This window comes from Methanoculleus sp. UBA374, assembly GCA_002508705.1.
GTDB lineage: Archaea > Halobacteriota > Methanomicrobia > Methanomicrobiales > Methanoculleaceae > Methanoculleus > Methanoculleus palmolei.
On the sequence record DAYL01000033.1, the window covers coordinates 198,850 to 219,778 of the forward strand.

At 61.3% G+C, this 20,929-nt stretch carries 20 protein-coding genes and 2 tRNA genes; 11 read left to right on the forward strand and 11 right to left on the reverse strand.

Going from position 1 to position 20,929, the window contains the following annotated elements; genetic code table 11:
• Positions 1-6 precede the first annotated feature (6 nt).
• Entirely contained in the window at positions 7-1,548 is a 1,542-nt protein-coding gene (locus BRA42_RS12525) for a M56 family metallopeptidase (protein ID WP_292409728.1), read from the forward strand.
• Between the two features lie 152 nt (positions 1,549-1,700).
• On the opposite strand, the gene BRA42_RS12530 is transcribed toward BRA42_RS12525, so the two are convergent.
• From BRA42_RS12530 to BRA42_RS12550, 5 genes are all read right to left on the reverse strand, one after another.
• Complete coding sequence (locus BRA42_RS12530) at positions 1,701-2,108, reverse strand: hypothetical protein (RefSeq protein ID WP_342771169.1); 408 nt, start codon at positions 2,106-2,108, stop codon at positions 1,701-1,703.
• A 60-nt stretch (positions 2,109-2,168) separates the two neighbouring features.
• Positions 2,169-2,294 (reverse strand): hypothetical protein, encoded by a 126-nt coding sequence (locus BRA42_RS12535; RefSeq protein WP_342770442.1) that lies wholly within the window; start codon positions 2,292-2,294, stop codon positions 2,169-2,171.
• A 93-nt stretch (positions 2,295-2,387) separates the two neighbouring features.
• Positions 2,388-3,020, reverse strand: coding sequence for a hypothetical protein (locus tag BRA42_RS12540; protein ID WP_342770443.1), 633 nt, complete (start codon positions 3,018-3,020; stop codon positions 2,388-2,390).
• A gap of 37 nt (positions 3,021-3,057) precedes the next feature.
• Complete coding sequence (locus tag BRA42_RS12545; protein ID WP_342771170.1) at positions 3,058-4,998, reverse strand: S8 family peptidase; 1,941 nt, start codon at positions 4,996-4,998, stop codon at positions 3,058-3,060.
• A 477-nt stretch (positions 4,999-5,475) separates the two neighbouring features.
• Positions 5,476-5,907, reverse strand: a complete 432-nt coding sequence (locus tag BRA42_RS12550; protein WP_292409720.1) for a hypothetical protein — start codon at positions 5,905-5,907, stop codon at positions 5,476-5,478.
• 223 nt (positions 5,908-6,130) lie between these two features.
• Between BRA42_RS12550 and BRA42_RS12555 the strand changes: the two genes are divergently transcribed.
• Both BRA42_RS12555 and BRA42_RS12560 read left to right on the forward strand, forming a co-directional pair.
• Complete coding sequence (locus tag BRA42_RS12555; RefSeq protein ID WP_292409718.1) at positions 6,131-6,763, forward strand: hypothetical protein; 633 nt, start codon at positions 6,131-6,133, stop codon at positions 6,761-6,763.
• Between the two features lie 156 nt (positions 6,764-6,919).
• Positions 6,920-7,900, forward strand: coding sequence for a hypothetical protein (locus tag BRA42_RS12560; protein ID WP_342770446.1), 981 nt, complete (start codon positions 6,920-6,922; stop codon positions 7,898-7,900).
• Positions 7,901-7,909: 9 nt separating this feature from the next.
• Here the strand turns inward: BRA42_RS12560 and BRA42_RS12565 are convergent, their stop codons facing one another.
• The 3 genes from BRA42_RS12565 to iorA form a co-directional block, all read right to left on the reverse strand.
• Entirely contained in the window at positions 7,910-9,451 is a 1,542-nt protein-coding gene (locus BRA42_RS12565) for a class I SAM-dependent methyltransferase (RefSeq protein ID WP_342770447.1), read from the reverse strand.
• Between the two features lie 95 nt (positions 9,452-9,546).
• Positions 9,547-10,143, reverse strand: coding sequence for an indolepyruvate oxidoreductase subunit beta (locus BRA42_RS12570; RefSeq protein ID WP_292409714.1), 597 nt, complete (start codon positions 10,141-10,143; stop codon positions 9,547-9,549).
• Positions 10,140-11,909: an indolepyruvate ferredoxin oxidoreductase subunit alpha gene (gene iorA, locus BRA42_RS12575; RefSeq protein ID WP_292409713.1), complete on the reverse strand. Its 1,770-nt coding sequence runs from the start codon at positions 11,907-11,909 to the stop codon at positions 10,140-10,142. Before iorA ends, BRA42_RS12570 begins: the two co-directional genes overlap by 4 nt.
• Positions 11,910-12,016: 107 nt before the next feature.
• On the opposite strand from iorA, the gene BRA42_RS12580 reads away from it, so the two are divergent.
• The 3 genes from BRA42_RS12580 (at position 12,017) to BRA42_RS12590 (ending at position 13,058) form a co-directional block, all read left to right on the forward strand.
• Positions 12,017-12,089: transfer RNA gene (locus BRA42_RS12580), tRNA-Ile, on the forward strand.
• 229 nt (positions 12,090-12,318) lie between these two features.
• Positions 12,319-12,391: transfer RNA gene (locus BRA42_RS12585), tRNA-Ile, on the forward strand.
• A 352-nt stretch (positions 12,392-12,743) separates the two neighbouring features.
• Entirely contained in the window at positions 12,744-13,058 is a 315-nt protein-coding gene (locus BRA42_RS12590) for a DUF2769 domain-containing protein (protein WP_292409711.1), read from the forward strand.
• A 337-nt stretch (positions 13,059-13,395) separates the two neighbouring features.
• Here the strand turns inward: BRA42_RS12590 and BRA42_RS12595 are convergent, their stop codons facing one another.
• A complete protein-coding gene (locus BRA42_RS12595; protein ID WP_292409709.1) occupies positions 13,396-13,542 on the reverse strand; it encodes a hypothetical protein in 147 nt (48 codons plus the stop codon).
• A gap of 206 nt (positions 13,543-13,748) precedes the next feature.
• Between BRA42_RS12595 and BRA42_RS12600 the strand changes: the two genes are divergently transcribed.
• A complete protein-coding gene (locus tag BRA42_RS12600; protein ID WP_292409707.1) occupies positions 13,749-14,000 on the forward strand; it encodes a hypothetical protein in 252 nt (83 codons plus the stop codon).
• 282 nt (positions 14,001-14,282) lie between these two features.
• Here BRA42_RS12600 and BRA42_RS12605 read toward each other — a convergent pair whose 3' ends face one another.
• Entirely contained in the window at positions 14,283-15,560 is a 1,278-nt protein-coding gene (locus BRA42_RS12605; RefSeq protein WP_292409704.1) for a uracil-xanthine permease family protein, read from the reverse strand.
• A gap of 450 nt (positions 15,561-16,010) precedes the next feature.
• Between BRA42_RS12605 and BRA42_RS12610 the strand changes: the two genes are divergently transcribed.
• The 3 genes from BRA42_RS12610 to BRA42_RS12620 are packed head-to-tail and all read left to right on the forward strand — an operon-like array spanning position 16,011 to position 18,960.
• Complete coding sequence (locus BRA42_RS12610) at positions 16,011-17,036, forward strand: ABC transporter ATP-binding protein (RefSeq protein ID WP_292409702.1); 1,026 nt, start codon at positions 16,011-16,013, stop codon at positions 17,034-17,036.
• 9 nt (positions 17,037-17,045) lie between these two features.
• Positions 17,046-18,221 (forward strand): RNA-guided endonuclease TnpB family protein, encoded by a 1,176-nt coding sequence (locus BRA42_RS12615; RefSeq protein ID WP_292409700.1) that lies wholly within the window; start codon positions 17,046-17,048, stop codon positions 18,219-18,221.
• Positions 18,222-18,258: 37 nt separating this feature from the next.
• On the forward strand, positions 18,259-18,960 hold the full coding sequence (locus BRA42_RS12620) for an ABC transporter permease (protein ID WP_342771171.1): 702 nt from the start codon (positions 18,259-18,261) through the stop codon (positions 18,958-18,960).
• 77 nt (positions 18,961-19,037) lie between these two features.
• Here BRA42_RS12620 and serS read toward each other — a convergent pair whose 3' ends face one another.
• On the reverse strand, positions 19,038-20,315 hold the full coding sequence (gene serS / locus BRA42_RS12625) for a serine--tRNA ligase (protein WP_342771172.1): 1,278 nt from the start codon (positions 20,313-20,315) through the stop codon (positions 19,038-19,040).
• A gap of 142 nt (positions 20,316-20,457) precedes the next feature.
• Here serS and BRA42_RS12630 point away from each other — a divergent pair, with 142 nt between their 5' ends.
• The gene (locus BRA42_RS12630; RefSeq protein ID WP_342771173.1) at positions 20,458-20,910 is read left to right on the forward strand and encodes a hypothetical protein; all 453 of its coding nucleotides are present in this window, start codon (positions 20,458-20,460) and stop codon (positions 20,908-20,910) included.
• The last annotated feature ends 19 nt before the right edge of the window (positions 20,911-20,929 follow it).

The window sequence follows — 20,929 nt, forward strand, 5'->3', positions numbered from 1 at the left end:
ACGACTGTGTCGATCGTGGATATGACCCTCTCCGTCTCTCTCCTCATCCTGGCGGTCGTGGCGATCCGGGCGCTCTTCCTTCACCGGGTGCCGAAAGTCACGTTTCTCGCATTGTGGGGGATCGTGGTCTGCCGTCTGCTCGTTCCGTTCTCGGTCCCATCGCGGTTCAGCGTCTACACGCTGCTCGACCGGGTGAGGGATATGGTTACGGAACCGGTCGGCACGTCAATCTCAACCGGCGGCAGTATCGTCTCCGCTGTCGGAACGCCTGCCCCGGCGGCATCGTCCGCCCTGGCCGTCTCCCCGGTGATGCTGGTCTGGCTGTCGGGTGTGCTTATCTGCGCCCTGTTCTTCGCCGTCACGCACGTGCGCTGCCTCCGCGAGTACCGGACGGCACTGCCGGTCGCAAACGACTTCGTGACCCTGTGGCAGCGGGAACACCCGTTGCGGCGGTCCGTGCGGATCAGGCAGCTGGACACCATCTCCGCGCCGCTGACCTATGGGTTTGTCAGGCCGGTGGTGCTGCTGCCGAAGACGACGGAGTATGCCGACGAAGAGCAGCTGGGATACGTCCTTGCCCACGAGTATACGCACGTCCGGCGGTTCGATGCGCTGGCGAAGTGGCTGCTCGCGGCTGCGCTCTGTGTCCACTGGTTCAACCCCCTGGTCTGGGTGATGTACGTCCTCGCGAACCGCGATATCGAACTCGCCTGCGACGAGGCGGTCGTGCGGACGTTCGGGGAGGCGACGAAGTCCGCGTATGCCCGTGCCCTGATCGGCATGGAGGAGAAGAAGAGCAGGCTGAACCCGTTCTGCAACGGGTTCGGAAAAATTGCAATCGAAGAAAGGATCGTGGCTATTATGAAAACGAAGAGAACGACGACTATCGGTATTGTTCTGGCGCTCGCACTGGTTGTCGGTACCGCAACGGCATTTGCGACGTCGGCAATGATCGATGAAAAGAATCGGGATGAGAATACGACCCACGGGGATGTAGGTGTGAGTACCGCGGCGGGCATGCTTCTCTCCCGGCTTGATGAGGATACGGGAAACGTTGTCATCAGCATGGATAATGGAAGAACATGGATGAGCGAGGAAGACTATGCTAGGGCTTATCCGACGCCCGAGGTCGAATGGTGGACTTACGACGAATATAAGGAATGGCTGGATAATGAGAAAATCCAGTTGCAGAGCATAATTGGGGGAAAAGGCTGGAATCCAACGGACGGCTGGTATGTCTGGACGCAGGAAAAGGTAGATAAGACCGTTAAGATGTACGAGGGAACGTTGGAGGATATTAAAAACGGTATGAAACTGTCCAAAACAGTGGATGGAAGCGACGAGATCGTGATGTCGTACTATCAGGGAGACATAGCTACATCATATGGGGTTTGTATCGTAAACGACGAAGGCAAAGAGGTTCTTTTCGGCCCATATGACACCGAAGAAGAATTGCTCGCCCAGGTTCGCCCTTATTGCGAGGCAGAGGTAAGGGCGGGCAATATGACCCGGCAAGAGGCCGACGAGATCTTAAGCCGGTATCAGTGATCGGCATGCGAATGAACCCGCGTGCCTCCCGGCGCCAGACCACGGTCGGGAAACACCGGTGCAGGCCCGGGGTTCCCGGGTAACCCCGGCGATCCCGACAGCCGGAATACGGCGCGAGGACCCCCGATTCCGGTGGCCGGAGTTATTCCGCGTCACACGAACTCGAACTCTTTGGTGAAGTTGGGCTCATACCGCACCCGGTATATCGCGGGAGTAAGGGGATCGTCGTGAATCCGAATATCATATGGACATACAGGACTTCCACTCGCTTCTGCGGTATCCCACCAGTTTGTCGTATTCCACTGCACTGTCCAGTTCTCTCCGGGGTTGAGGAAGCATATCACGGCCGGGGTATATCCTGCATCGGCGATGGGCTCCCATGCACCGCTGGTGCACTTGCCTGGCATGCATCCGGATGCGTTCGCGACCCATTTATCAATCCACCATGGGCGTGGGCTGCCGAACTCCACCGGCTCATCGCCACAGTTGACGATGCCAAGCTCCACCACCTCCCCAATATGATAGACGTTCCTGTCCGTGAAGACGTAGACGCCGTTCACCGGCTCCCCCGGGCATACCCCGGGCGGTCCGCAGAAGTCCTCGGGGACGGTGCAGGTCTCTCAGGGCTCCGGTGTGGGCTCCGGGGTGGCGTTTACGGCGGTATCGGCCGGTTCGAGGCACCCGGCGCCGGCAAGGACGACGATAAGGGCTATCATTGCAATGGATACGTGAATCCGTACTTTCATTGTAATTTCTCCGTTTGCGCGCATATCTTCATGTTTCCGGATGAACGGGACCCTTCGGGCTGCATACTGGCCAGAAGCCGTCCGCTTCACCCATCACACAAACTCGAACTCCTTGGTGAAGGTGAGGTTGCCCTCAACGTACTGTATCCGGTCTGCCCGGGATATCCCGATCCAGGGGTACTGTATCCGGTATATCCCGGGGGTAAGGGTGACGTTGTCGTCCACCGGCCGTACCTCTTTCCCCCACTCCGGAGTATTCCAGCCTGTGGTATTCCACCGCACCGTCTCCGTCTCTCCGGGATGGAGAGGCCATGTCGTTGTTTGAACAAAGCCTGAAACATAGCCAATCATCTCCCATGTACCATCGGTGTCGTTCCCCGGCATGCCCCCGGATGCGTTCGTGATCCATCTTTCAATCCTCCAGGGGGATGGGTGAGCAAACATTATGCGCCCATCGCCGCAGTTGACAATACCGAACTCCACTACCTCCCCGATACGGTAGACGTTCTTGTCTGTGAAGACATAGACGCCGTTCACCGGCTCCCCCGGACAGACCGAGGACGGGCCGCAGAATCCCTCGGGGACGGTGCACGTCTCACAGGGTTCCGGTGTGGGTTCCGGGGTGGTGGTGTTTACGGCGGTACCGGTCGGTTCCAAGCACCCGGCGGTCGCGAGAACGACGATGAGGGCTATCATCGCGATGAATGCGTGAATCCGTACTTTCATTGTAATTTCTCCGTTTGCGCGTGCAAAATAAGTGGGTTCAGGGGTCGCTGATACTGTAGGCCAGCGCGAGACGCTCCGATGCGCCTTCGAACCGGTATACAATAACCCTCGCCTGGTAATTCCCGCTGATCTCGGTCGTGAACTGGCCGATCTCATAGTTGTTGTCGTAGGACGCCGCGACTTCAACCTGCTCGCCGTTCGGATCGTAGACAACGAAATCGATATCGGATTCCAGCGGGTCGTTGATCGTGTCGTAAGGCGGGTGCAGATCCGGCGGATGCGAGTCCCACGCGGCGACGACTCTGACCTTCTTCCCGGCGGGGAGACCGCCGAGGACGTAGGTCTTCGGGAAATCGCCGTAGGTCACGGTATTCGCCCACCAGCGGTTGTTCGCGATGGTGTCGTCGGCAATCGAACAGTCGATCCCGCCCGCGCCGTCGCGGTCGCTCAACCTGCTGGCATCCTCGATGTTGTGGATCGCTCCCGCCATTATGGCTGCCTTGACGGCCTCCGGCCAGGACGCAAGCTGGCTCTGCCGGTGCATCAGCAGGGCGGCCTCGCCGGATACTGCCGGTGCGGCGTAACTTGTTCCCGAAAGAGCACTTTCAATCCATGGACTCATGTCTGTTGTCGATGTGATCCGGGTACCTACGGCGACCACCTCCGGCTTCTCCCGATCGCCGTGCTGCGATTCCGGATCGTTATAGCCGGAGTATTGCCACATGGTATCACCTGGCCAGGCTGATGAATCCCGATCATCAAAAGCACCAACGGTAATGACGTTATAGGCAAGTCCAGGACACCATACATTGCCGCTGTTGGGCGGATTGCCCGCAGCGACAACGACGGTCAGATGATTGCTCCAGACGACGTGATCGAGATATTGGTCCATATCATCGAGTTCGCTCAATGTCTCTCCCCCAAAACTGCAACTGAGAATTTTTGCGCCCTGCGTTATCGCCCACTCTGTTGCAGCGACGATATCGGTATCGTCCTCGCTGGGGGCATTTGCAGAGAGCAGCGCCGGTACCCCGTAAGAGATGCCTTTGTACGTTGAGTGGGTGCTTGCAACGATGCCGGCTACCGCGGTTGCATGGGAACTCACAGGCAGATCGGGGCGATACGACGCGCCGTCAAGCAGGTAAGGGTTTGAGAACTGTATCCTCGAATTCTCGGTTCCAACTTCCGGCACTTCCACAATCGCGACCTTGATGCCTGTGCCGGTCACCCCTCTCCCCCAGACGACGTCCGCCTTCACGGTCGGCGCTGCGCTGCTGAGTGCGGGTTCATACTCCCGGGTGATGTCCATCGATACCACATCCGGCCGCTTGCCGAGGTCCTGGATCGTCTCTCGCGAGACCTCCGCGAAGACCACCGGGGCGTACTGACTGGCATAGACTACCGTTGAGTCCTGTGCCTTCAGGAAGTCGATCACCGGCGCTTCATGGGCGGCATACGTGGACCTCTGCAGGCTCAGCAGCTCCTGGTGCTGCTCCTCGCTCAGGTTGCCCTGGAACCGCGACCGGTCCATGGAGGGCTCCGTCAGCCAGATCCAGATGACGACCTTCTCATCGGAGCGCATGGTCGAGACGCGCTCCGCAAGTTCCGGGTCCAGTTTTCCGTATCGTTCGCTCTTCTCAGCCGCTTCGGCCTCCTTGACGGCATCGATCTCGGCAGCCCTCCCTGCTTCGTCCAGGTAAACCCCGTAGACGGCGGACGACTTTTCGTCCAGCATCTTTGCCCCCCAGAGGGTCCGGCCCGTAAGGGGGAACGTGGCAAAGGCTTCGTTTATCAGGGTTAAATTCTCCATGGGGATGCCTTCCCGTGCGGATACGTGTTCGAGCGCTCCCGCTCGATAGGTCTGCAGATCGAACGATTGTTCAATACCCGTCTGTGCGCTCACCATCGGCACAATCGCCATACCGGTGAGGAGGAGTGCCAGAACTACAGGCAGTCCCCCGATTGTTTTTGGTTGCATCGTTCACCTCCGTGTAATGGGATGGAGGCACAGCGCAACGCTTTTACAGTTCGAGAGCCCAGATCGTCATGCCTCCGGGCACGCGGGGTGCGTCATCCGGTCGTCAACCAGGGATGGGCGGCCCCCGCGCACTGCGGGATACCGATTTCGATATCCACGCTGGAGAGCTCAACGTTCCGGTATATACCTTTTCTGTGACACGCAGCTAATCCTCAGGACTGTTGGATCGAATCGTCGCTGAAAACAGCCGTTATGGGCCGGGAAGGAGGGGCGCACGGATGGTGAAAGACCTGCACGGCGAAAGAGAGCCAGGTGCCCGGACGGGCGGTGCCTCACGTATGCGTTATTGTGCCGGCTATCCCCCTGAAACACTCGCGATGGTCTGACGGGGGTTCAAGCGCCGAAGGTGCGACGCGACCCTCTTTCAATAGAGGGTCTGCCGAATGTCGTTGTAAATGTGTTGCGCGGGGGGGAACCTTACGCGAGACCCCACTTCGCACGTTCTTCCCGAAGGAACGTACTGCGCTCGATATTCCTCGACCAGGTGATCCGGCCGTCGACGACCTGCCAGGTGGGCAGCTCCAGGAGTTCGATCCCCTCGGGAACTCCGGCGACGTTCGCCCCGCCGGGTACGACCAGAATCGCCTTATCAACGCTGACGTTTCCTGCGGCAAGCGTCCGGCACCGGACCAGGAGTTCCTCGACCGCCTCCCTTGGGACCACGGGTGTCATCCTTACGTGTACGATCACCCGCTCCATCCTGCCGGCGGCCCGACGGGAGAGCATGCATTCCGGCTGCTCACTGCCGGAGGCGGGATACCATGCAAACTGCCACCCCTCCCCCGGGGAGAACCGCCGGGCAAGGGCCTTCTGGACATCAAGATACGTAGAATCCTTTATGCCACCCATGTCAATATCCTCTGCTCTACTGTATGGTCACAGCTAAATATAAGTATTATAGTTATCGCTTCCCGCCGTTTCTGCATCCATTCGGTGGCGGGTCTCGACCGCCTTTCGTCTCTCCGGACCTGTGCGAAGGAAAACGCGAGGAAAGGCCCGGACCCGCATACCGGTGGAATCCCGAAGGAACGCTTTTATGCTCCGACCGATAGTATGCCCCGGGGCTGTTGGAATGGCAGAGGCAACGCAGACGGAAGCCGGGGTTGTAGAAGCATACGAGAGGCTGGCGCACGAGGTGCTGGAGCGGCCGGAGAGCATCCCGAGCGCCATCCACAACCTCCTCCTGAAACTGGCGGAAACGCATCCCGGAGCGGTTTACTGGATTGTCCGAAAATTCTACCAGGAATACCTCCGGCTCTATGTCTCCGACACCGGGTATATCGGTATCGCAGACAGATACGAGCCGGAACTCCTGTATCCGGGCGATATCGCCCTATATATGGTTCCCGAGAGTCCGCAGCCGGGCGACGTACTTCAGATCACCTTCACCGATAAAAGTGAGGTGAGCGTTTACGTTGTCCACGGCCGGGTCATCCGGTGCAATGAAGACCGGTCGGTACAGGTTGCGGATACCAGCACCGGAGTGGACTATAAGGTCGTCGACTGGAACATCCTCGGGAAGTTAGTCAGGGTTATCCCGTTTGGAACCGATGAATGGCAGGACCTCTTCGCTGCATCCGGTGTCCCGAAGGACTGGATCGCCACGTCGGTTGAGGAGAGCATCCGCTCCATTCAGGGATCGGACGTTCCCGGAAAGGACGAAGTGATCGCGGAGCTCAAGGGCCGCCTTGCGAAACTGGTGTAGCGGGGCGAGAGAGCCGCTATGTCCCCTTTCGGTATAGGCTCCTCCAGGTTTCGCCGCGGCCGGCCGCCGCACCCGCTGCCGAAGGACGTCTCTTGGGCCTCGCTCTGCCGCATACGATACGAACCTTTTTTTCGGAGAACGCGCTACCCTCGCTACATGAAGCATCTGGCAGTGATCATACTCGCTCTGCTCCTCATTCCGTCGGGAGTCCATGCCCTCACCTTCCTCGGCGGGGACCAGCCGGTGATCGACACCCCCATCCCCGACGACGTAATCGTCTCGGGAGGGTCCGTGACCGTCAGCGCCCCTGTAAATAGTCTGACGGTTGCCGGGGGCACGGTGACGGTGAATGCGCCAATCGAGGGCGACGTCATCGCCGCGGGAGGCACCCTGACCGTCAACGGCGACGTCGGTGGGAAGGTGCTCGCCGCCGGGGGCGAGATCGAACTGAACGGGAACGCGACGAACACCCTCATCACCGGGGGCACGGTCCGGATCGGCGAAAATGCCGTCATCGAGCGCGACGCAGTGATCGGTGCGGGAGAGGTCACGAACGCCGGAACGGTCCTGCGCAACCTGACGGTCTCGGCCGACACCTTTACGAACACCGGCACGGCCGGGAACGTGACGTTCGAGGAGGAACAGGATTCGGGATTGCTGCCCGGCCTCTTTGCGGTGTTTGCCGCGATAGGGTTCCTGATCCTCGGGCTCCTCTTCGTCCAGTTCCTCCCCGAACCGTTCGCGGCGGTGGTCCGGCAGATTGAGGCTCGTCCGGTCATCCTCACGGTTGTCGGGTTCTTTGCGATCATCGTATCGGCGATCCTCCTCCTCATCGTTGCCGTCACCATCGTCGGACTCCCTATTGCGCTTGTCGGCGGGCTGCTCTTCATCGTCGCCTTGATGCTCTCGTCGCTCTTTGTCGCGTATGCCCTCGGGGTCGTCATTGCCTCCCGCGCTGGGCGGAAACCGGGGCGTGCATGGACCTTCGTCCTCGGGTTCGTGATCCTGCAGATCCTCTTCTTCATCCCGCTGCTCGGGACGATTGTTCAGGTCGTTGCGGTCAGTCTCGGTTACGGGGGGCTCCTCTATGCACTCTGGAGAGCCCCGCCGTCCCGCGCGGTTGAAGGGGCGGCGTAGCCTTTTTTTTTAGTGGGAGGCGCTTTCCCCGTGCGCCTGTCCCGTCTTCGTCCCGGCTCCCGCTCCCGTCGGTCGCTCGACCGGCTCGATCCGGGTCCCCGGCAGGATCACCAGGTTATACGCGTCGTGATCCCGGTTGAAACGGACGAGGACCCCGTAAAACTGGACAATTGCCCCGTAGGCAAGACCTTCGAGCGCATCGCGGTTCGTGCCGCGGAGAGTCGCCGGGGCCACGGCGTAGGTCGGCTCTGCGGGCGTCCCGTCGCAGACCTTGTAGACCTTCGTCCGCTTGTCGCCGAGGTTCCCGGACATCAACGCGGCGACGACGTTGATCTTTCGATCACGGTGCCGGTGGAGGTGGGAGAAGCGGACGAATTTCGCCCCCGCCGGGACACGGTAGGCATGCTGCGTCTCCGGAGCCTTACGCAGGAGTGCGGAGGAATACTTGATATCGACGTTGACGAACCGGTACCCGTCCTTTCCCCCTGCGAGGCGTCCCATCAGCCGGGTCGGCCGGATGTCGCCCTTCTGCTCGAAGGTCCAGCACCGTGCGGGGTTACAGGCGGTACACCAGACAAACGAGCAGGGGCTGTGGATGGTGAGGCCCCGGTCCGCGATTGCGCGCGCGGTCCGGCGCATGGCGATTGCGTTGGCAAGGTCGGCGGGCTCCACGACGACGATCGTCCCGTCTGGCGCGAGATGGTCGGCGAGACCGACGACAAGGTCGGCGCGCCGGTCGATATCCAGATGACGGAGCTCGTTTAAGACGTTTGAGAAGACCATGAGGTCGATTCGGTCGGGCAGGTCTCCGGCGGCGAGCGTCCCGATATCTCCGCGGATAGGCCTATGCACCTGCACCGCGTTTCCTTTCGCTTCGGCAGCGGCCGGAACCAGGGCGTTGTAGGCCTCGAGGTGCTCATCGGAGCGCTCGACGGCGTAGACCTCGGCCGAGCCGTTCCCGACCCGGGAAAAGAGGTCGATGACGGCGAGCGGCACGACCCCCGGCCCGGTGCCGAGGTCGAGGATGCGCATGTGGGGCTTTGCCAGCCCCTGGCCGATGACCTGCCAGAGGATGTGCTCGAACTGCACCAGGTAGACGGGCGCATGGTAGGCCAGGTAGCCGAGAACCGGGTAGGCCTTGCGGTAACTCACCTGCTGCTCTTTCCAGTACCGGCTCTTCTGGGCGAGGATGGCATTCGCTATCCGGTCGAGCACGACCGGGTCGTCGGCAGATTTGCCGGTCTTCTTTCCGATATAGCCCTCGATCAGTCGCTGGATGTAATCAGGCACTTCCGGATTCCGGAAGAACGCGATCTCACGCTCGCGCCCGGCTTCGTCGACCGCGAACCGTTCTTCCGTGCGGCCGATCACGTAATCGTCGCCGGCTGACCGGATCGTCAGGCCGAGGCCGTCGAGGTGCGGGCGGATCTCTCCGGCGAGGCGTTCCAGCGATTGCCCGTATCCCAGGTCTTTTTGCAGTTCCGAGAGCCTGAACGTCGGCTTTGTCCCCAGAAGGTGCTTCAGCGCTGCAGCAGTATCCTGCTCGGTCATGGCGTACCAACTCGGGCGGGGTGACTAATACAGGTTGCGGGCGGCGCTCTGTTGTGCCGCAAAAGAGTGGTGCCGGAAAACCCCGGCGGCCTCGTTCAGGCCGCGCCGCGGCCCAACATTCCTTCCTCCCGTCCCAGCCGGAACGCCCTGGCGTTGACCTCGACGGTCTTTTTCGGGACGCACCGCCGCACGGCTTCTTCGAGGCTCCCGGGCTGGAGCGGGATATCCCCGGACGCCGCGCCGAGCATCACGATGTTCTGCGAGAGGATGCTCCCCGCCTCCTCTGCGAGGCGTGCGGCGTCGATGCAGGTGACCTCGAGATCGGAGAGCGCGGCGAGGATGCTCTCCTCGTCGGGCACGGCGAGTTCCTGCTGGTAGACCGATGTCGGGACGACCAGGTGCCGGTTCACCACGAGCCTCCCTCCGGCCGGGAGGTAGTGGCGGTAGCGGAGGGCTTCGAGGAGGTCGAAGGCAATCAGGAGATCGGCCGTCCCCGGCACGATCAGGGAGCCGAACCGCCCGTCGATGCGGACGTGGCTCTCCACCGACCCGCCGCGCTGCGCCATGCCGTGGGTCTCGGCGCTCCTGACGGTCCGGTTCTCGATGATGCACGCCTCTCCAAGGACGTTCGAAGCGAGCACGGTGCCCTGGCCGCCGATCCCGACGATCAGGATGTCGAACGAGGGTTTCATTGCCGTCCCTCCGCGCCGATCGCACCCGACGGGCATATGTCCGCGCAGACGCCGCATCCTGCGCAGAGTTCGGTTATCGTCGCGATCTTTCCGGAGAACGCTATCGCCGGACAGCCGAACGACCGGCAGGCGCCGCAGCCCCTGCACGCCTCGGGGTCGACCGCATAGGCCTTGCGCCGTATCCCGCTCCGTCGGGCGGTGATGACGCAGGGCTGCTTTGAGATGACCACCCGGACGCCCTTACGTTCTTTTGCCCGGCGGAAGGTGTCGAGGAGCACGGGAAGGTCGTAGGGGTCGATCGTCTCGACCCAGGAGACCCCGCACGACCGGCAGATCGCCTCGAGCGATATGGGGGTGCTCTCGACGCCCATGGCCGTCACGCCGGTGTTGGGGTTCGGCTGGTGGCCGGTCATGGCGGTGATCCGGTTGTCCAGGATGACGACGACCATATCGGCGCCGTTGTAGACGGCATTCAGGAGCCCGGGTATCCCGGTGTGCAGGAACGTCGAGTCGCCGATAGTGCAGACCACGGGGTGCTCCTCGCCCGCCCTGGCGATGCCGCTCCCGACGGTGATCGAAGCGCCCATGCAGATGGTGGTGTCCACCGCCCCGAGCTGGAGCCCGAGGGTGTAGCACCCGATGTCGCTCGGGAAGATCCCATCGCGGAAGACCTTCCGCATCGCGTAGAACGTCGGCCGGTGCATGCACCCGGCGCAGAGGATCGGCGGGCGGGGCGGTACCCCCGGGACCGGGGAAGCCTCCGGGAAGGTCGTTGTGGGGGTGATGCCCGCCTTCTTGACGGCGTCGGCAACGGTTGCCGGGGTGAACTCCCCTTCGTAGGGGACCGTGCCGGTCATCTTGCCGAGGACCTCCGTCTTCGTCGCCACCTGGCGTACCGCCTCCTCGACGACCGGGGCGAGTTCCTCGACGACGAGGACCTTTTCGTGCCGGTCGACGAAGCGCCGGAGCCACTCCTCATCGATCGGGTAGGCGCCGATGACCGCGAGCGAGACGTCGCCCCCGAGCACCTCCTGGACGTAGGCGGCGGCGACGCCGCTCGTGACGACGGCGGTGGCGCCCCGGACGGTGTGGCGGTTGTAGCCGAGTTCAACCAGCCGTTTTTTGAGCGCCGGCTGTTTTTCGTTCAGTCTTTGGTGCAGCACCCGGGTGTGTGCGGGGATGACCACGTACTGCTTTGGGTCGCGGTGGAAGGCGGCCGTCCGGTGTTCTGTGCCGACCTCGCCGATACTGACGTCGCCCTTCGAGTGGCAGATACGGGTGGTTGGGCGGAAGATAACCGGCAGGCCGAACTCCTCGGAGAGAGCGAAGGCGTCCCGTATCATATCGTGGGCTTCCTGGACCGATGCCGGGTCGAGACAGGGGAGCCGGGCGAAGTGCGCGTAGCGCCGTGTATCCTGCTCGTTCTGGGAACTGTGTGCAAAGGGGTCGTCCGCAGAGAGGAGGACGAACCCGCCGGTCACCCCGGTGTATGCGCTCGTCATCAGGGGATCGGCGGCCACGTTCAGCCCGACGTGTTTCATGGTGCAGAGTGCGCGCAGCCCGCACCAGGCGGCGGCGAGTGCATTCTCGAAGGCGACCTTCTCGTTCGTGGACCACTCCACGGTGAAGGGGCGCTCCTTCTGAACCCGAAGGACGTCGATCACTTCGGAGGACGGCGTTCCCGGGTAGCCGCTGGCAAAATCGATATTTGCTTCCAGGCATGCATGAGCAATGCCCTCGTTCCCGAGTAGGTATCGTACTGCCATTTGTCACTCAACTGTACTTCTATTATCGGTTTTCAACATAGTGCTTTGGTTGCCGATCCAAAACAATTAGATGCTAAAACGGCAGATAGTATAAGGCAGTCGTACTTGGGCCCGTAGCATAGCCGGTGGTGCACCCGGCTGATAACCGGGAGGTCGTGCGTTCGAATCGCACCGGGCCCATATCCTTTGATCAGTCTCTTCAGGGGAGCCCCGCGGTTCGGCACCACCGGGGCTGCTGTCTCCCTCGTCCTTTCCCATAGATTGACCGGATAGACCCGGCACCGGCGGGCCACGGTGACGGCGTTTCCGGGGAGGCCGCCCGTGCAGCGGAACGGGCGAAGCAAGGTCTTTGCACAATCTTTAAATTGAAGATTATACAACATTTATAGGCACTACTATGAGTGTATCCGGGCCCGTAGCATAGCCGGTGGTGCACCCGGCTGATAACCGGGAGGTCGTGCGTTCGAATCGCACCGGGCCCACTTCATTCTGCTTTCCTTTCGACGCATTGGGGACGTAAACGGAGTCAACGCGGTGACCGGTTTATTTACTGATCGGGAGGCAGTAAAGTCACTATTCTTTAATTCCTGTCCTGTTTTGCTCAGTTTCTGATTTGCCTTCCTTCTTCATTTTTTTCTCCTGTCCGGACAATTCCGGCGTACCCGGCGCTACGCGCCGTCTTGGAGTGAGCGATTACACAGATCAGGGGATATATAGGAGATGGATATGTGCTTGCGGGATATCGTGGAGAGATCCGATGTTCGACAAAAATTATTATTACGGTTGAAGCTCAGTCGGACGACTTGTATGGCACAATCGGATGTGAGGAAAGAAATGCTGCCCGAGGACAGGTACGTTCAGACGCAGAAGGAACTGCTGAGCATGCCTCAGGACGGCATCAAGGAGAAGCTGGAAGAACTCAAAATGATGTGCACGTGCCCGGAGTGCCCCACGAACAACGACTGCGCGAAAAGCACGAAGGAGCTTCTCTTCTGCTCTACCGGGAGCAGTTTCCACTGTATCGCGGAAAGCAAAGGGTGCCTTTGCCCCACCTGCCCGGTGGCCGAGCAGCTGGGACTCGGTCATCAGTCCTTCTGCCTTATGGGAGATGAAAAGGCTCAACGCTTCGATTCGATGCTTCAGGGGTGAGGCTCAATGACGGCCCTGCCGGGGCCGCGGAGCACATGAGAATCGGCAACTATCCGGGAACATGCGTCCCATTACCGGAACGGGACCCGAAGCCTGCGGGTCAGGGGGCCGTCTCCCCGGCGTCGACTCGGTCGGCACTTCCGGGGCAGGGCGGTTGGCCCCCCGCACCGCTTAGACCAGGTCCTTCTGGCTCCCGCAAGAATGACCGCTCCTGACAATGTTGACGATACGGTGGTGCAGGTGCATGACCCGAAGGGGCAGCGTTTGGCTATACAGAAAACTATGGGCGTCTACCTGACCGGCACGCTGTAAACGCCTGATTTGAAGACATCCTCGATCAGACCTTTTCCCTTTCCTTGAGCATGAAGCCGTGTCCGCACTTCAGGCAACAATACTGTTCGTAGGCTTCGTCGCCCTCCGGCAGCAAAGTACGCCCGATCTTGATGCCGTCCGCGCCGCACCTGGGACAGCCAGCAACGTTCATACTGTCGAAGCCTTCGTATGCGTCTCGATTTGAGCGCCCGTCATCGCACGCCGTTCCCCCAGGCCATTTCCGGAGGTGGAGGGGTAGATGAGCGGTCGCAACATCTCGCTTGCTATTTTCCATGAACTGAGATGAGCGTAGCTGAGCATTAAAGTATGCCATGTACTGATATATGGCATACATAAGTTAAACAGACTTCCGAGACGATGTCTTTTGAATCAATGGCTGAACGATCTGGCGCTTCTCCGATATCCGGACGAATTCCAAATGTATTATACCGGTGGCTGGAGGAAAAAGTTGAGAGTGGAGAGTATCCGAACCTGAATCAGGCATTAATAGGTCAATTGATGAGGGCAAAAACCCTTGAAGAAGAACACGAAAATCGAAAAGAACTGATCAAATTAAAATCCGATATTATAAGAGAAGTTATTGAGGACCTTTCGAATTCTCTTCCTTAAGTGTGCTTCAGATTAGCCAGGCATGGATGATAGGACAGCGTGAACCGCTGACCTGATGGTTTCTCTGCACTGGCGGTCGGTGCGTTCATGTTCGTGGTACTCGTGATGGCCACGAGTTCCGGACGACGTCTCCCCCGACATATCATTGCTGCGGGTGATCGCGCCTGGTTGCGGTCTACAGGGGCTGTACCCCGGGGTGGGATATCAAAACGCAGAGGAAAGCAAGGCGAGGTCCGTGAAAGGAACTGCAAAAAAGTGGTTCCGTGAGCGCACCCGTCGAGTCTACGTCTGCGTCCGGCGGTAGACGACATGTTCGAGGAGTAAGACCGTGATGACGCCCACCACGAAGCCGTTCGCGACCAGGGGGCGGATCGTTGCCGGAAACCCTGCGGCGATTGCTGCAGGCAGGAACGCCACCACGGTCCCGAGAAGAAGGGGAATGCCAACGATCAGCCCTTCGTCGAATGTCCCGAATGCCCGGTTCTCCTGCCCGAGCATCAGACCTGCCGCGATCTGGGCGGCCATGACGTAGGCGAGGACGACGCCGATGACCGGGCCCGGGATGCTTCCCAGGTAGCCGATAGCAAGCGGCGATGCGGCGAGGAGCCCGAGCGCAACCGCGGCCGGGACCAGGGCGAACCGGGACGCGCACCCGGTTGCGGCGATGACGCCGGGGGAGAGGGAGAAGTTCACCGGGCCGATCACTCCCGTGAGGCCCGCAAGGGCGTTGCCGAGACCGGTGACGGCCACCCCGCGGTTCACCCGCTCACCCATCGCGTCGGCCGAAAGAAGGCCGCCCACCGACTGGATGGACCCGAGGTCGTTTACGGCAAGCGCAAGAAAGCAGACCAGGAATGCTGCAAGGACCCCGGCGTCGGGCACGGCGAGCGGCGCGAGCAGACCTCCTGGGAGTGCGAGCAGGGCAGTATCTGCAGGGGGCAGCGGGACCGCACCGAAGAGGGCGACGTAGGCCAGGGTCCCGAGGATGATCGCCCAGAGCGCAAGGGTCGACTTCCATATCCCCTTGAGGAACCCGTTTGCAAGAAAGAGAATGAGAGCGAATGCAAGGGCGAAGAGGAAGGTATGCGTCGAGGGAACCGTGCCGCCGCCGTCTGTGATCAGGTTGAGGATGGTGGGGGCGAGGGTGAACGCGATGAGTATGAGGACGACCGTGATCACCCGGGGCGTAAAGAGGGCCTTCAGATACCGGAAGAGTCCGGTCGCCGCGAGCCCTGCAAGGAGAAGCCCGCCGATCACCAGCGACGCGTTGATTGCCGCAAAACCGCCGTCGAGACTTGCGAGGATGCCGATCAGGAGCACCGTCGCCGGGCCGATCACCAGGGGAAGTTTGTGTCCGATGTAGATCTGAGCCAGCATCACCAGGGCGATGAGGAGGAAGAGTTTCTGAAGGTAGGGGATGACCGACCCGTCGGGCTGGAGGTCGGCCACCACCTTGCCGATGATGAGGATGGCGGGGACGCTCACCGCCAGCCACTGCAGGCCGAAGATGAGGAGCGATGCCGGTCCCGGCCGGTCGTCGATACCGTAAGTGAATTCCATCGTAATAACTCCTGGCGGAACCGCCGGTCCCGGAGCGGGCCCTGGCGGGGCGTTCCGGCCCACCTTATGTCCATGTTGTCCCCCGGCTCCATAATGGTTCCCTTTTGGGCGCGAGGGGGTCCATTCGTGGCGGCTGGCCGGTTTCCCTTCGTACCGGGAACCATCAGGCGGAGTGTCGGGCCATGGGAGAGGCGGTCCTCTGTCGGCTCCGCAACCAGAGAACGGTAACTTTGAATCCGTCGCTCCGCGCGACCGGGCGATCGTGGTGCTCCCGGTTCTGATTGCTCCCGCCCGCACGTGACACAAGAACCGCCTCTTTTACATCCGTGAAAAGAGATCTATCCATATGATTCGCACCGGTCATGCGACTGAAAACTCCTGCATAACCCTCCTTTCCTCTCCCGCCCCCGTTCAACCCTGCACCGTGCGATGCCGGGGGAGGAGGCGGGCGTGAACGCCGTCGAGGTCCGGCACCTCTCGCGGTCCTTCGACGGCCGCGAGATCCTCCGCGACGTCTCGTTCACCGTCGGGCACGGCGAGATCTTCGGCTACCTCGGCCCGAACGGCGCCGGGAAGACCACGACCGTCCGTGTCCTCCTCGGTCTCCTTGCTCCCGGAGCGGGGGAGGTCCGGGTCCTCGGGCGGGACCTCGCCGTCGACGACGATGCGCGCGCGAGGGTCGGCGTTCTCTTTGAGAACAACGGCCTTGCCGACCGGATGAGCGCTGCCGACAACCTTGCCTACTACGCCGGGCTCTACGGCGTCGACGACCCTGCCGGGAGGATCGATGAACTCCTCACCCTCGTCGACCTTGCCGACCGGCGGGACGACCTGGTCGGGACGTTCTCGACCGGCATGAAGAGAAAACTCGGGATCGCCCGGGCCATCCTCCATCGGCCGGAGGTCGTATTCCTCGACGAGCCTTCCTCCGGCCTCGATCCCGGCGCGCAACGGATGGTCCGCGACCTCATCGTCGAACTCTCCCGGCGGGAGGAGATGACGGTCTTTCTAAACTCCCACCACCTCGACGAGGTCCAGCGCATCTGCTCCACGGTCGCGATCCTCGCCGGGGGCAGTATCCGGGCCTTCGATTCGGTGGCAAACCTTACCACGGCCTCCGGCCGCCCGGCCGTGACGGTCGTCCTTGCCGACCCGGGCGACCGTCCACGTGCGTGCGAAACGGTCGGGAGACTGCCGTTCGTCGCCGGGTGCGACATGAGCGGCGACGCCCTCCTCTGTACCCTCTCCGACCCGGGTGCGACCCCGGACCTCATCGCGGCCCTCGTCGGCGCCAACTTCCGGATCGAGGAGGTCCGCCGGTCGTCCCGGTCGCTTGAGGAGATCTACCTTTGTGAGGTTGAAGGGGCAGAGCGGGAGGGCTCCCTCCGCAAGGGGGAAGGTGAAAGCGGCGCCCCAGCGTCTGGTTCACTTTCACCCCGCGCGGCGCGGCTTAATCGTCTCAGGGGTCCACTATGACTCTATTGTATGCTGCGGGGGTACCGGTACCGGCTGTATCCGACAAAGGATCAGATGATCCTGATCGCCAAGCACCTCGGGTGCTGCCGGTATGTGTACAACTGGGCGCTCAACCTCAAGAACCAGATTTATCACAACGAAGGTATCAGCCTGTCCGGGTACGCCCTCATGAACCAGCTTCCGATGCTCAAGGAAGAGTTGCCGTGGCTGAAGGAGGTCAACGCCCAGTCACTGCAACAGTCGATGCACCACCTTTCGCGTGCATTCACGAACTTTTTCGAGGGTCGTGCAGAAGAGCCGACCTTCAAGAAGAAGCACGACCCGGAACAGTCTTTCATGGTTCCACAGTCGTATACCGTGGACTTCAAGCAAGGAACGGTAAAACTCCCGAAGATCGGTGCGATCAAAACCGTGTTCCACCGCACCTTCGTGGGAACGATGAAGTCTGCGACGGTCATCCGCAGATCGACCGGTCGGTACTTCATCAGCATCGTGGTCGAGGACGGCAGGAAATCCCCGAAACCCGCCGATCCGATCCCGGACCAGACGATCGGGATCGATATGGGGCTCTCGCACTATGCTGTCCTCTCGACCGGCGATGCGGTGGCAAACCCGAAGTATCTCAGGAACGCTCAAACGCGGTTAGCCGTGCTCCAGCGCAGGCTCGACCGCAAGAAAAAGGGTTCCAGGAACCGGAACAAAGCCCGGTTCAAGGTCGCCCGGTGTCACCAGAAGATTGCCGATCAGCGGCGGGACTTCCAGCACCAGCTCTCTTCTCGACTGGTTCGCGAAAATCAAGCACTGGCTGTGGAGTCCCTGAACGTGAACGGCATGGTGAAGAACCCCTCTCTGGCCCGGGCGATCGGCGATGCCGGATGGGGCATGTTCCTCTCGATGCTGGCGTACAAGTGTCAGGAAGCAGGGAAAACCCTGCTGAAGATCGGGGTCTTCGAGCCGTCTTCAAAGACCTGTTCGGTCTGCGGGTACCGGAAGGTCGATCTGACGCTGAAGGATCGGGCGTGGACGTGCCCGGACTGCGGCACCTGTCACGACCGGGATCTGAATGCCGCGATCAATATCCGAAACTTTGCACTTGCAGGCGTGGAACGCGCCGAAGAGCCTGTGGACTCGCTCCCGCTGGGGAGGGGGATGAAGCAGGAAGCCCCCTGCGTACGCTTGGGGTAGTTCACCTCGAACACGTCGGCCGGGCGGAGGGCGGAGCATGAGCACGCTCGGCGTCATCGCCCGCCGCGAAATAAGACTCGCCATCCGGAACCGGAGCATCCTCATCTCCGGGCTGATCTTCGCCGTCTGGCTCCCGGTCATGTCCGCCCTCGGGATCGCCGCAGGTGCCGGTGAAGAGGTTACGATCCTTGCCGGCAGCATCGCCGCCGTCACCCTCCCGGTCGGGATCTTCATGGGCTACATCTTCTGTGCCGACGCGTTCCTCCGGGAGAAGCGGGACGGCACCATCGAGACGCTCCTCTGCGCCCCGGTCTCGCTCCGCCGCCTCTGGGAGGGGAAAGCAGCCGGAGTTGCGGTGCCTGCGTACCTGATGACCCTCTTCTCTGCGATAGTGACCGTCGCGGCGGTCACCGGTCTCACCGACGCTCCCATCGCCGCCGAACCCCTGCTTCTCCTTCACCTCGCGGTCGTCGTCCCGATCTGGATCGCCGCCGCGGCAGGGCTCATCGGCGCGGCCCAGCTCGCACTCGGGATGCGGGAGAACCAGATCCTCGGGTTCGTCTTCATCTTCGGGTTCATCTTCCTGATCGTCGGGCTCCAGGGGATTGCGCCGGGCGGACCGGGCCTTTCGGCGACGACGGAGGGGGTCCTTGCGATTGCAGGGATAGCGCTTCTTGCCCTTGCCCGGTTCATCGCCGGAAAGGTAACGAAGGAGCGGATTGTCCGGACGATCCCGTAAACGGGGAAAAGTCCCTCCCAAATCCCCGTTCCGACAAAAAAAAGTAATGCCGGTTCTTCTTATAAACCCGGGGCTGCCTACAGCGTCTCCTCGCCGTAGAGGTACGGCCTGAGCGCCTCCGGGATCGTGACCGAACCGTCCTCATTCTGGTAGTTCTCGAGGATCGCCCGGATCGCGCGGGATGTCGCGATCGCGGTGCTGTTCAGAGTGTGTACGTAGCGCTTCGAGGTGAAGTCGACGGGATCGCGCACCTTAATGTTCAGCCTGACCGCCTGGTAGGCCGTGCAGTTCGAGCAGGAGACCACCTCGCGGTAGCGCTCCTCGCGCGGCATCCAGACCTCGATATCGTACTTCTTTGCGGCGACGGTCCCGATATCCCCGGTGCAGATCAGGACGACCCGGTAAGGGAGGCCGAGCCGCTGGAAAACTTCTTCGGCATTCGCCAGCAACTCCTCGTGGAGGGCCCCGGACTGCTCCGGGACGCAGTAGATGAACTGCTCCACCTTGTGGAACTGGTGGACGCGGAAGAGCCCTTTCGTATCGATCCCGTGCGCCCCGATCTCGCGCCGGAAGCACGGGCTTAGCCCGGCGAGCCGGATCGGCAGGTCCTTCGTCTCGAAGATCTCGTCGCTGTACATCGCGGCCATCGGGTGCTCGCTCGTCGCGATGAGATACTCGTCCTCCCCGTCGATCTTGTACATAACGTTCTCAAAGTCCGCAAGGTCGGTCACGCCCTCGTATGCAGCCCGGTTCAGCATATAGGGGGGGATGATCGGAGTATACCCGCGCTTGACGAGGAGGTCCATCGCAAATCGCTGAAGCGCCATATCGAGCAGGGCGAGCCTGCCCTTCAGGAAATAAAATCCAGCTCCGGCGATCTTCGTCGCGCGTTCAAAGTCCGCCCAGTCGTGCTCAACGGCGAGCGAGCCATGGTTCTTCATGTCGAACGCGGGAACCTTCGGTTCGCCCCAGCGCCGGATCTCGACGTTCTCCGTATCGTCCTTGCCGATGGGCACGCTCTCGTCCAGGATGTTCGGCAGCCGCATCAGGCGGTATCTCACCGATGCCGTGAGCGTATCGCGCTCCGCCTCCGCCTCCTTAACCCGTTCCGGAAGGCCCGCCGCCTCGGCGAGGAGACCCGCGATATCTTCTCCCGCCTTCCTTGCCTGGCTGATCTCGCGAGAGATGATGTTTCTTCGGTTGCGCAGGTCTCCGATCTCCACGGTGAGTTTCCGTGCCCTCCGGTCCATCTCCAGCACCTCATCGACCCAGGCCAGTTTTTGGATGTCTCCTCTCTTCGTGAGGTCTGCCCTGACGGTCTCGGGGTGTGCACGAACGAACTTCAACTCAAGCATATTGTCTCAGTACATACTTTGCCACGACGGTATATGGATATGGTCATGTCGGCCTCTGCCTCATCGGACGCATGCAAGACCGGTTCACCCCGCCCGGCCAAACACCTACTCTTATAATTCCCCGCGATCCAACTCTCTTCGCATGGAAAAAAACCAGAAGATCATCCTGGCGGCAGGCTGCCTTGTCACGTTCGGGCTCTTCTTCATCGACCCCTTCTTCGCCCTCATCGCGCTGGTCTGTGTGCTCGCCCTCCTGATGAGTTTCCATATCATGGGAGATATGGCGGCCTATCCGCTCGTCACGGCGGAACTCTCCGAAAACGCCCGGGAGATCGTCGTCACCAACGCGGGCACCGAACGTGCGCGGAATATTCGTGTCGCCCTCGTCCCGCTCAACGTCGAGTTCGAAGTCGCGTCGCTCGACCCGGATGAGAAATCCGGATTCAGCCTTACGTCAATGGTCTCCGAGGCGAAAGCGGTCGTCACGTACGAGAACTCCGCCGGCCGGGAGTTCTCGCGCTCGTACCCGCTCTCGGCGCTTGGGGCCGGGTACGACCCTACCGAGCCGATGTTCCCGATCTTCGGGAATAAGTGACGGGAACTGGTGCGCCCGG

Excerpts from the sequence above, each read along its gene's own strand:
- BRA42_RS12535 (WP_342770442.1), bottom strand. The coding sequence starts at position 2,294 with ATGAAAGTACGGATTCACGTATCCATTGCAATGATAGCCCTTATCGTC.
- BRA42_RS12540 (WP_342770443.1), bottom strand. The coding sequence starts at position 3,020 with ATGAAAGTACGGATTCACGCATTCATCGCGATGATAGCCCTCATCGTC.
- BRA42_RS12545 (WP_342771170.1), bottom strand. The coding sequence starts at position 4,998 with ATGCAACCAAAAACAATCGGGGGACTGCCTGTAGTTCTGGCACTCCTC.
- BRA42_RS12550 (WP_292409720.1), bottom strand. The coding sequence starts at position 5,907 with ATGGGTGGCATAAAGGATTCTACGTATCTTGATGTCCAGAAGGCCCTT.
- BRA42_RS12555 (WP_292409718.1), top strand. The coding sequence starts at position 6,131 with ATGGCAGAGGCAACGCAGACGGAAGCCGGGGTTGTAGAAGCATACGAG.
- BRA42_RS12560 (WP_342770446.1), top strand. The coding sequence starts at position 6,920 with ATGAAGCATCTGGCAGTGATCATACTCGCTCTGCTCCTCATTCCGTCG.
- BRA42_RS12565 (WP_342770447.1), bottom strand. The coding sequence starts at position 9,451 with ATGACCGAGCAGGATACTGCTGCAGCGCTGAAGCACCTTCTGGGGACA.
- BRA42_RS12570 (WP_292409714.1), bottom strand. The coding sequence starts at position 10,143 with ATGAAACCCTCGTTCGACATCCTGATCGTCGGGATCGGCGGCCAGGGC.
- iorA (WP_292409713.1), bottom strand. The coding sequence starts at position 11,909 with ATGGCAGTACGATACCTACTCGGGAACGAGGGCATTGCTCATGCATGC.
- BRA42_RS12590 (WP_292409711.1), top strand. The coding sequence starts at position 12,744 with ATGCTGCCCGAGGACAGGTACGTTCAGACGCAGAAGGAACTGCTGAGC.
- BRA42_RS12595 (WP_292409709.1), bottom strand. The coding sequence starts at position 13,542 with ATGAACGTTGCTGGCTGTCCCAGGTGCGGCGCGGACGGCATCAAGATC.
- BRA42_RS12600 (WP_292409707.1), top strand. The coding sequence starts at position 13,749 with ATGTCTTTTGAATCAATGGCTGAACGATCTGGCGCTTCTCCGATATCC.
- BRA42_RS12605 (WP_292409704.1), bottom strand. The coding sequence starts at position 15,560 with ATGGAATTCACTTACGGTATCGACGACCGGCCGGGACCGGCATCGCTC.
- BRA42_RS12615 (WP_292409700.1), top strand. The coding sequence starts at position 17,046 with ATGCTGCGGGGGTACCGGTACCGGCTGTATCCGACAAAGGATCAGATG.
- BRA42_RS12620 (WP_342771171.1), top strand. The coding sequence starts at position 18,259 with ATGAGCACGCTCGGCGTCATCGCCCGCCGCGAAATAAGACTCGCCATC.
- serS (WP_342771172.1), bottom strand. The coding sequence starts at position 20,315 with ATGCTTGAGTTGAAGTTCGTTCGTGCACACCCCGAGACCGTCAGGGCA.
- BRA42_RS12630 (WP_342771173.1), top strand. The coding sequence starts at position 20,458 with ATGGAAAAAAACCAGAAGATCATCCTGGCGGCAGGCTGCCTTGTCACG.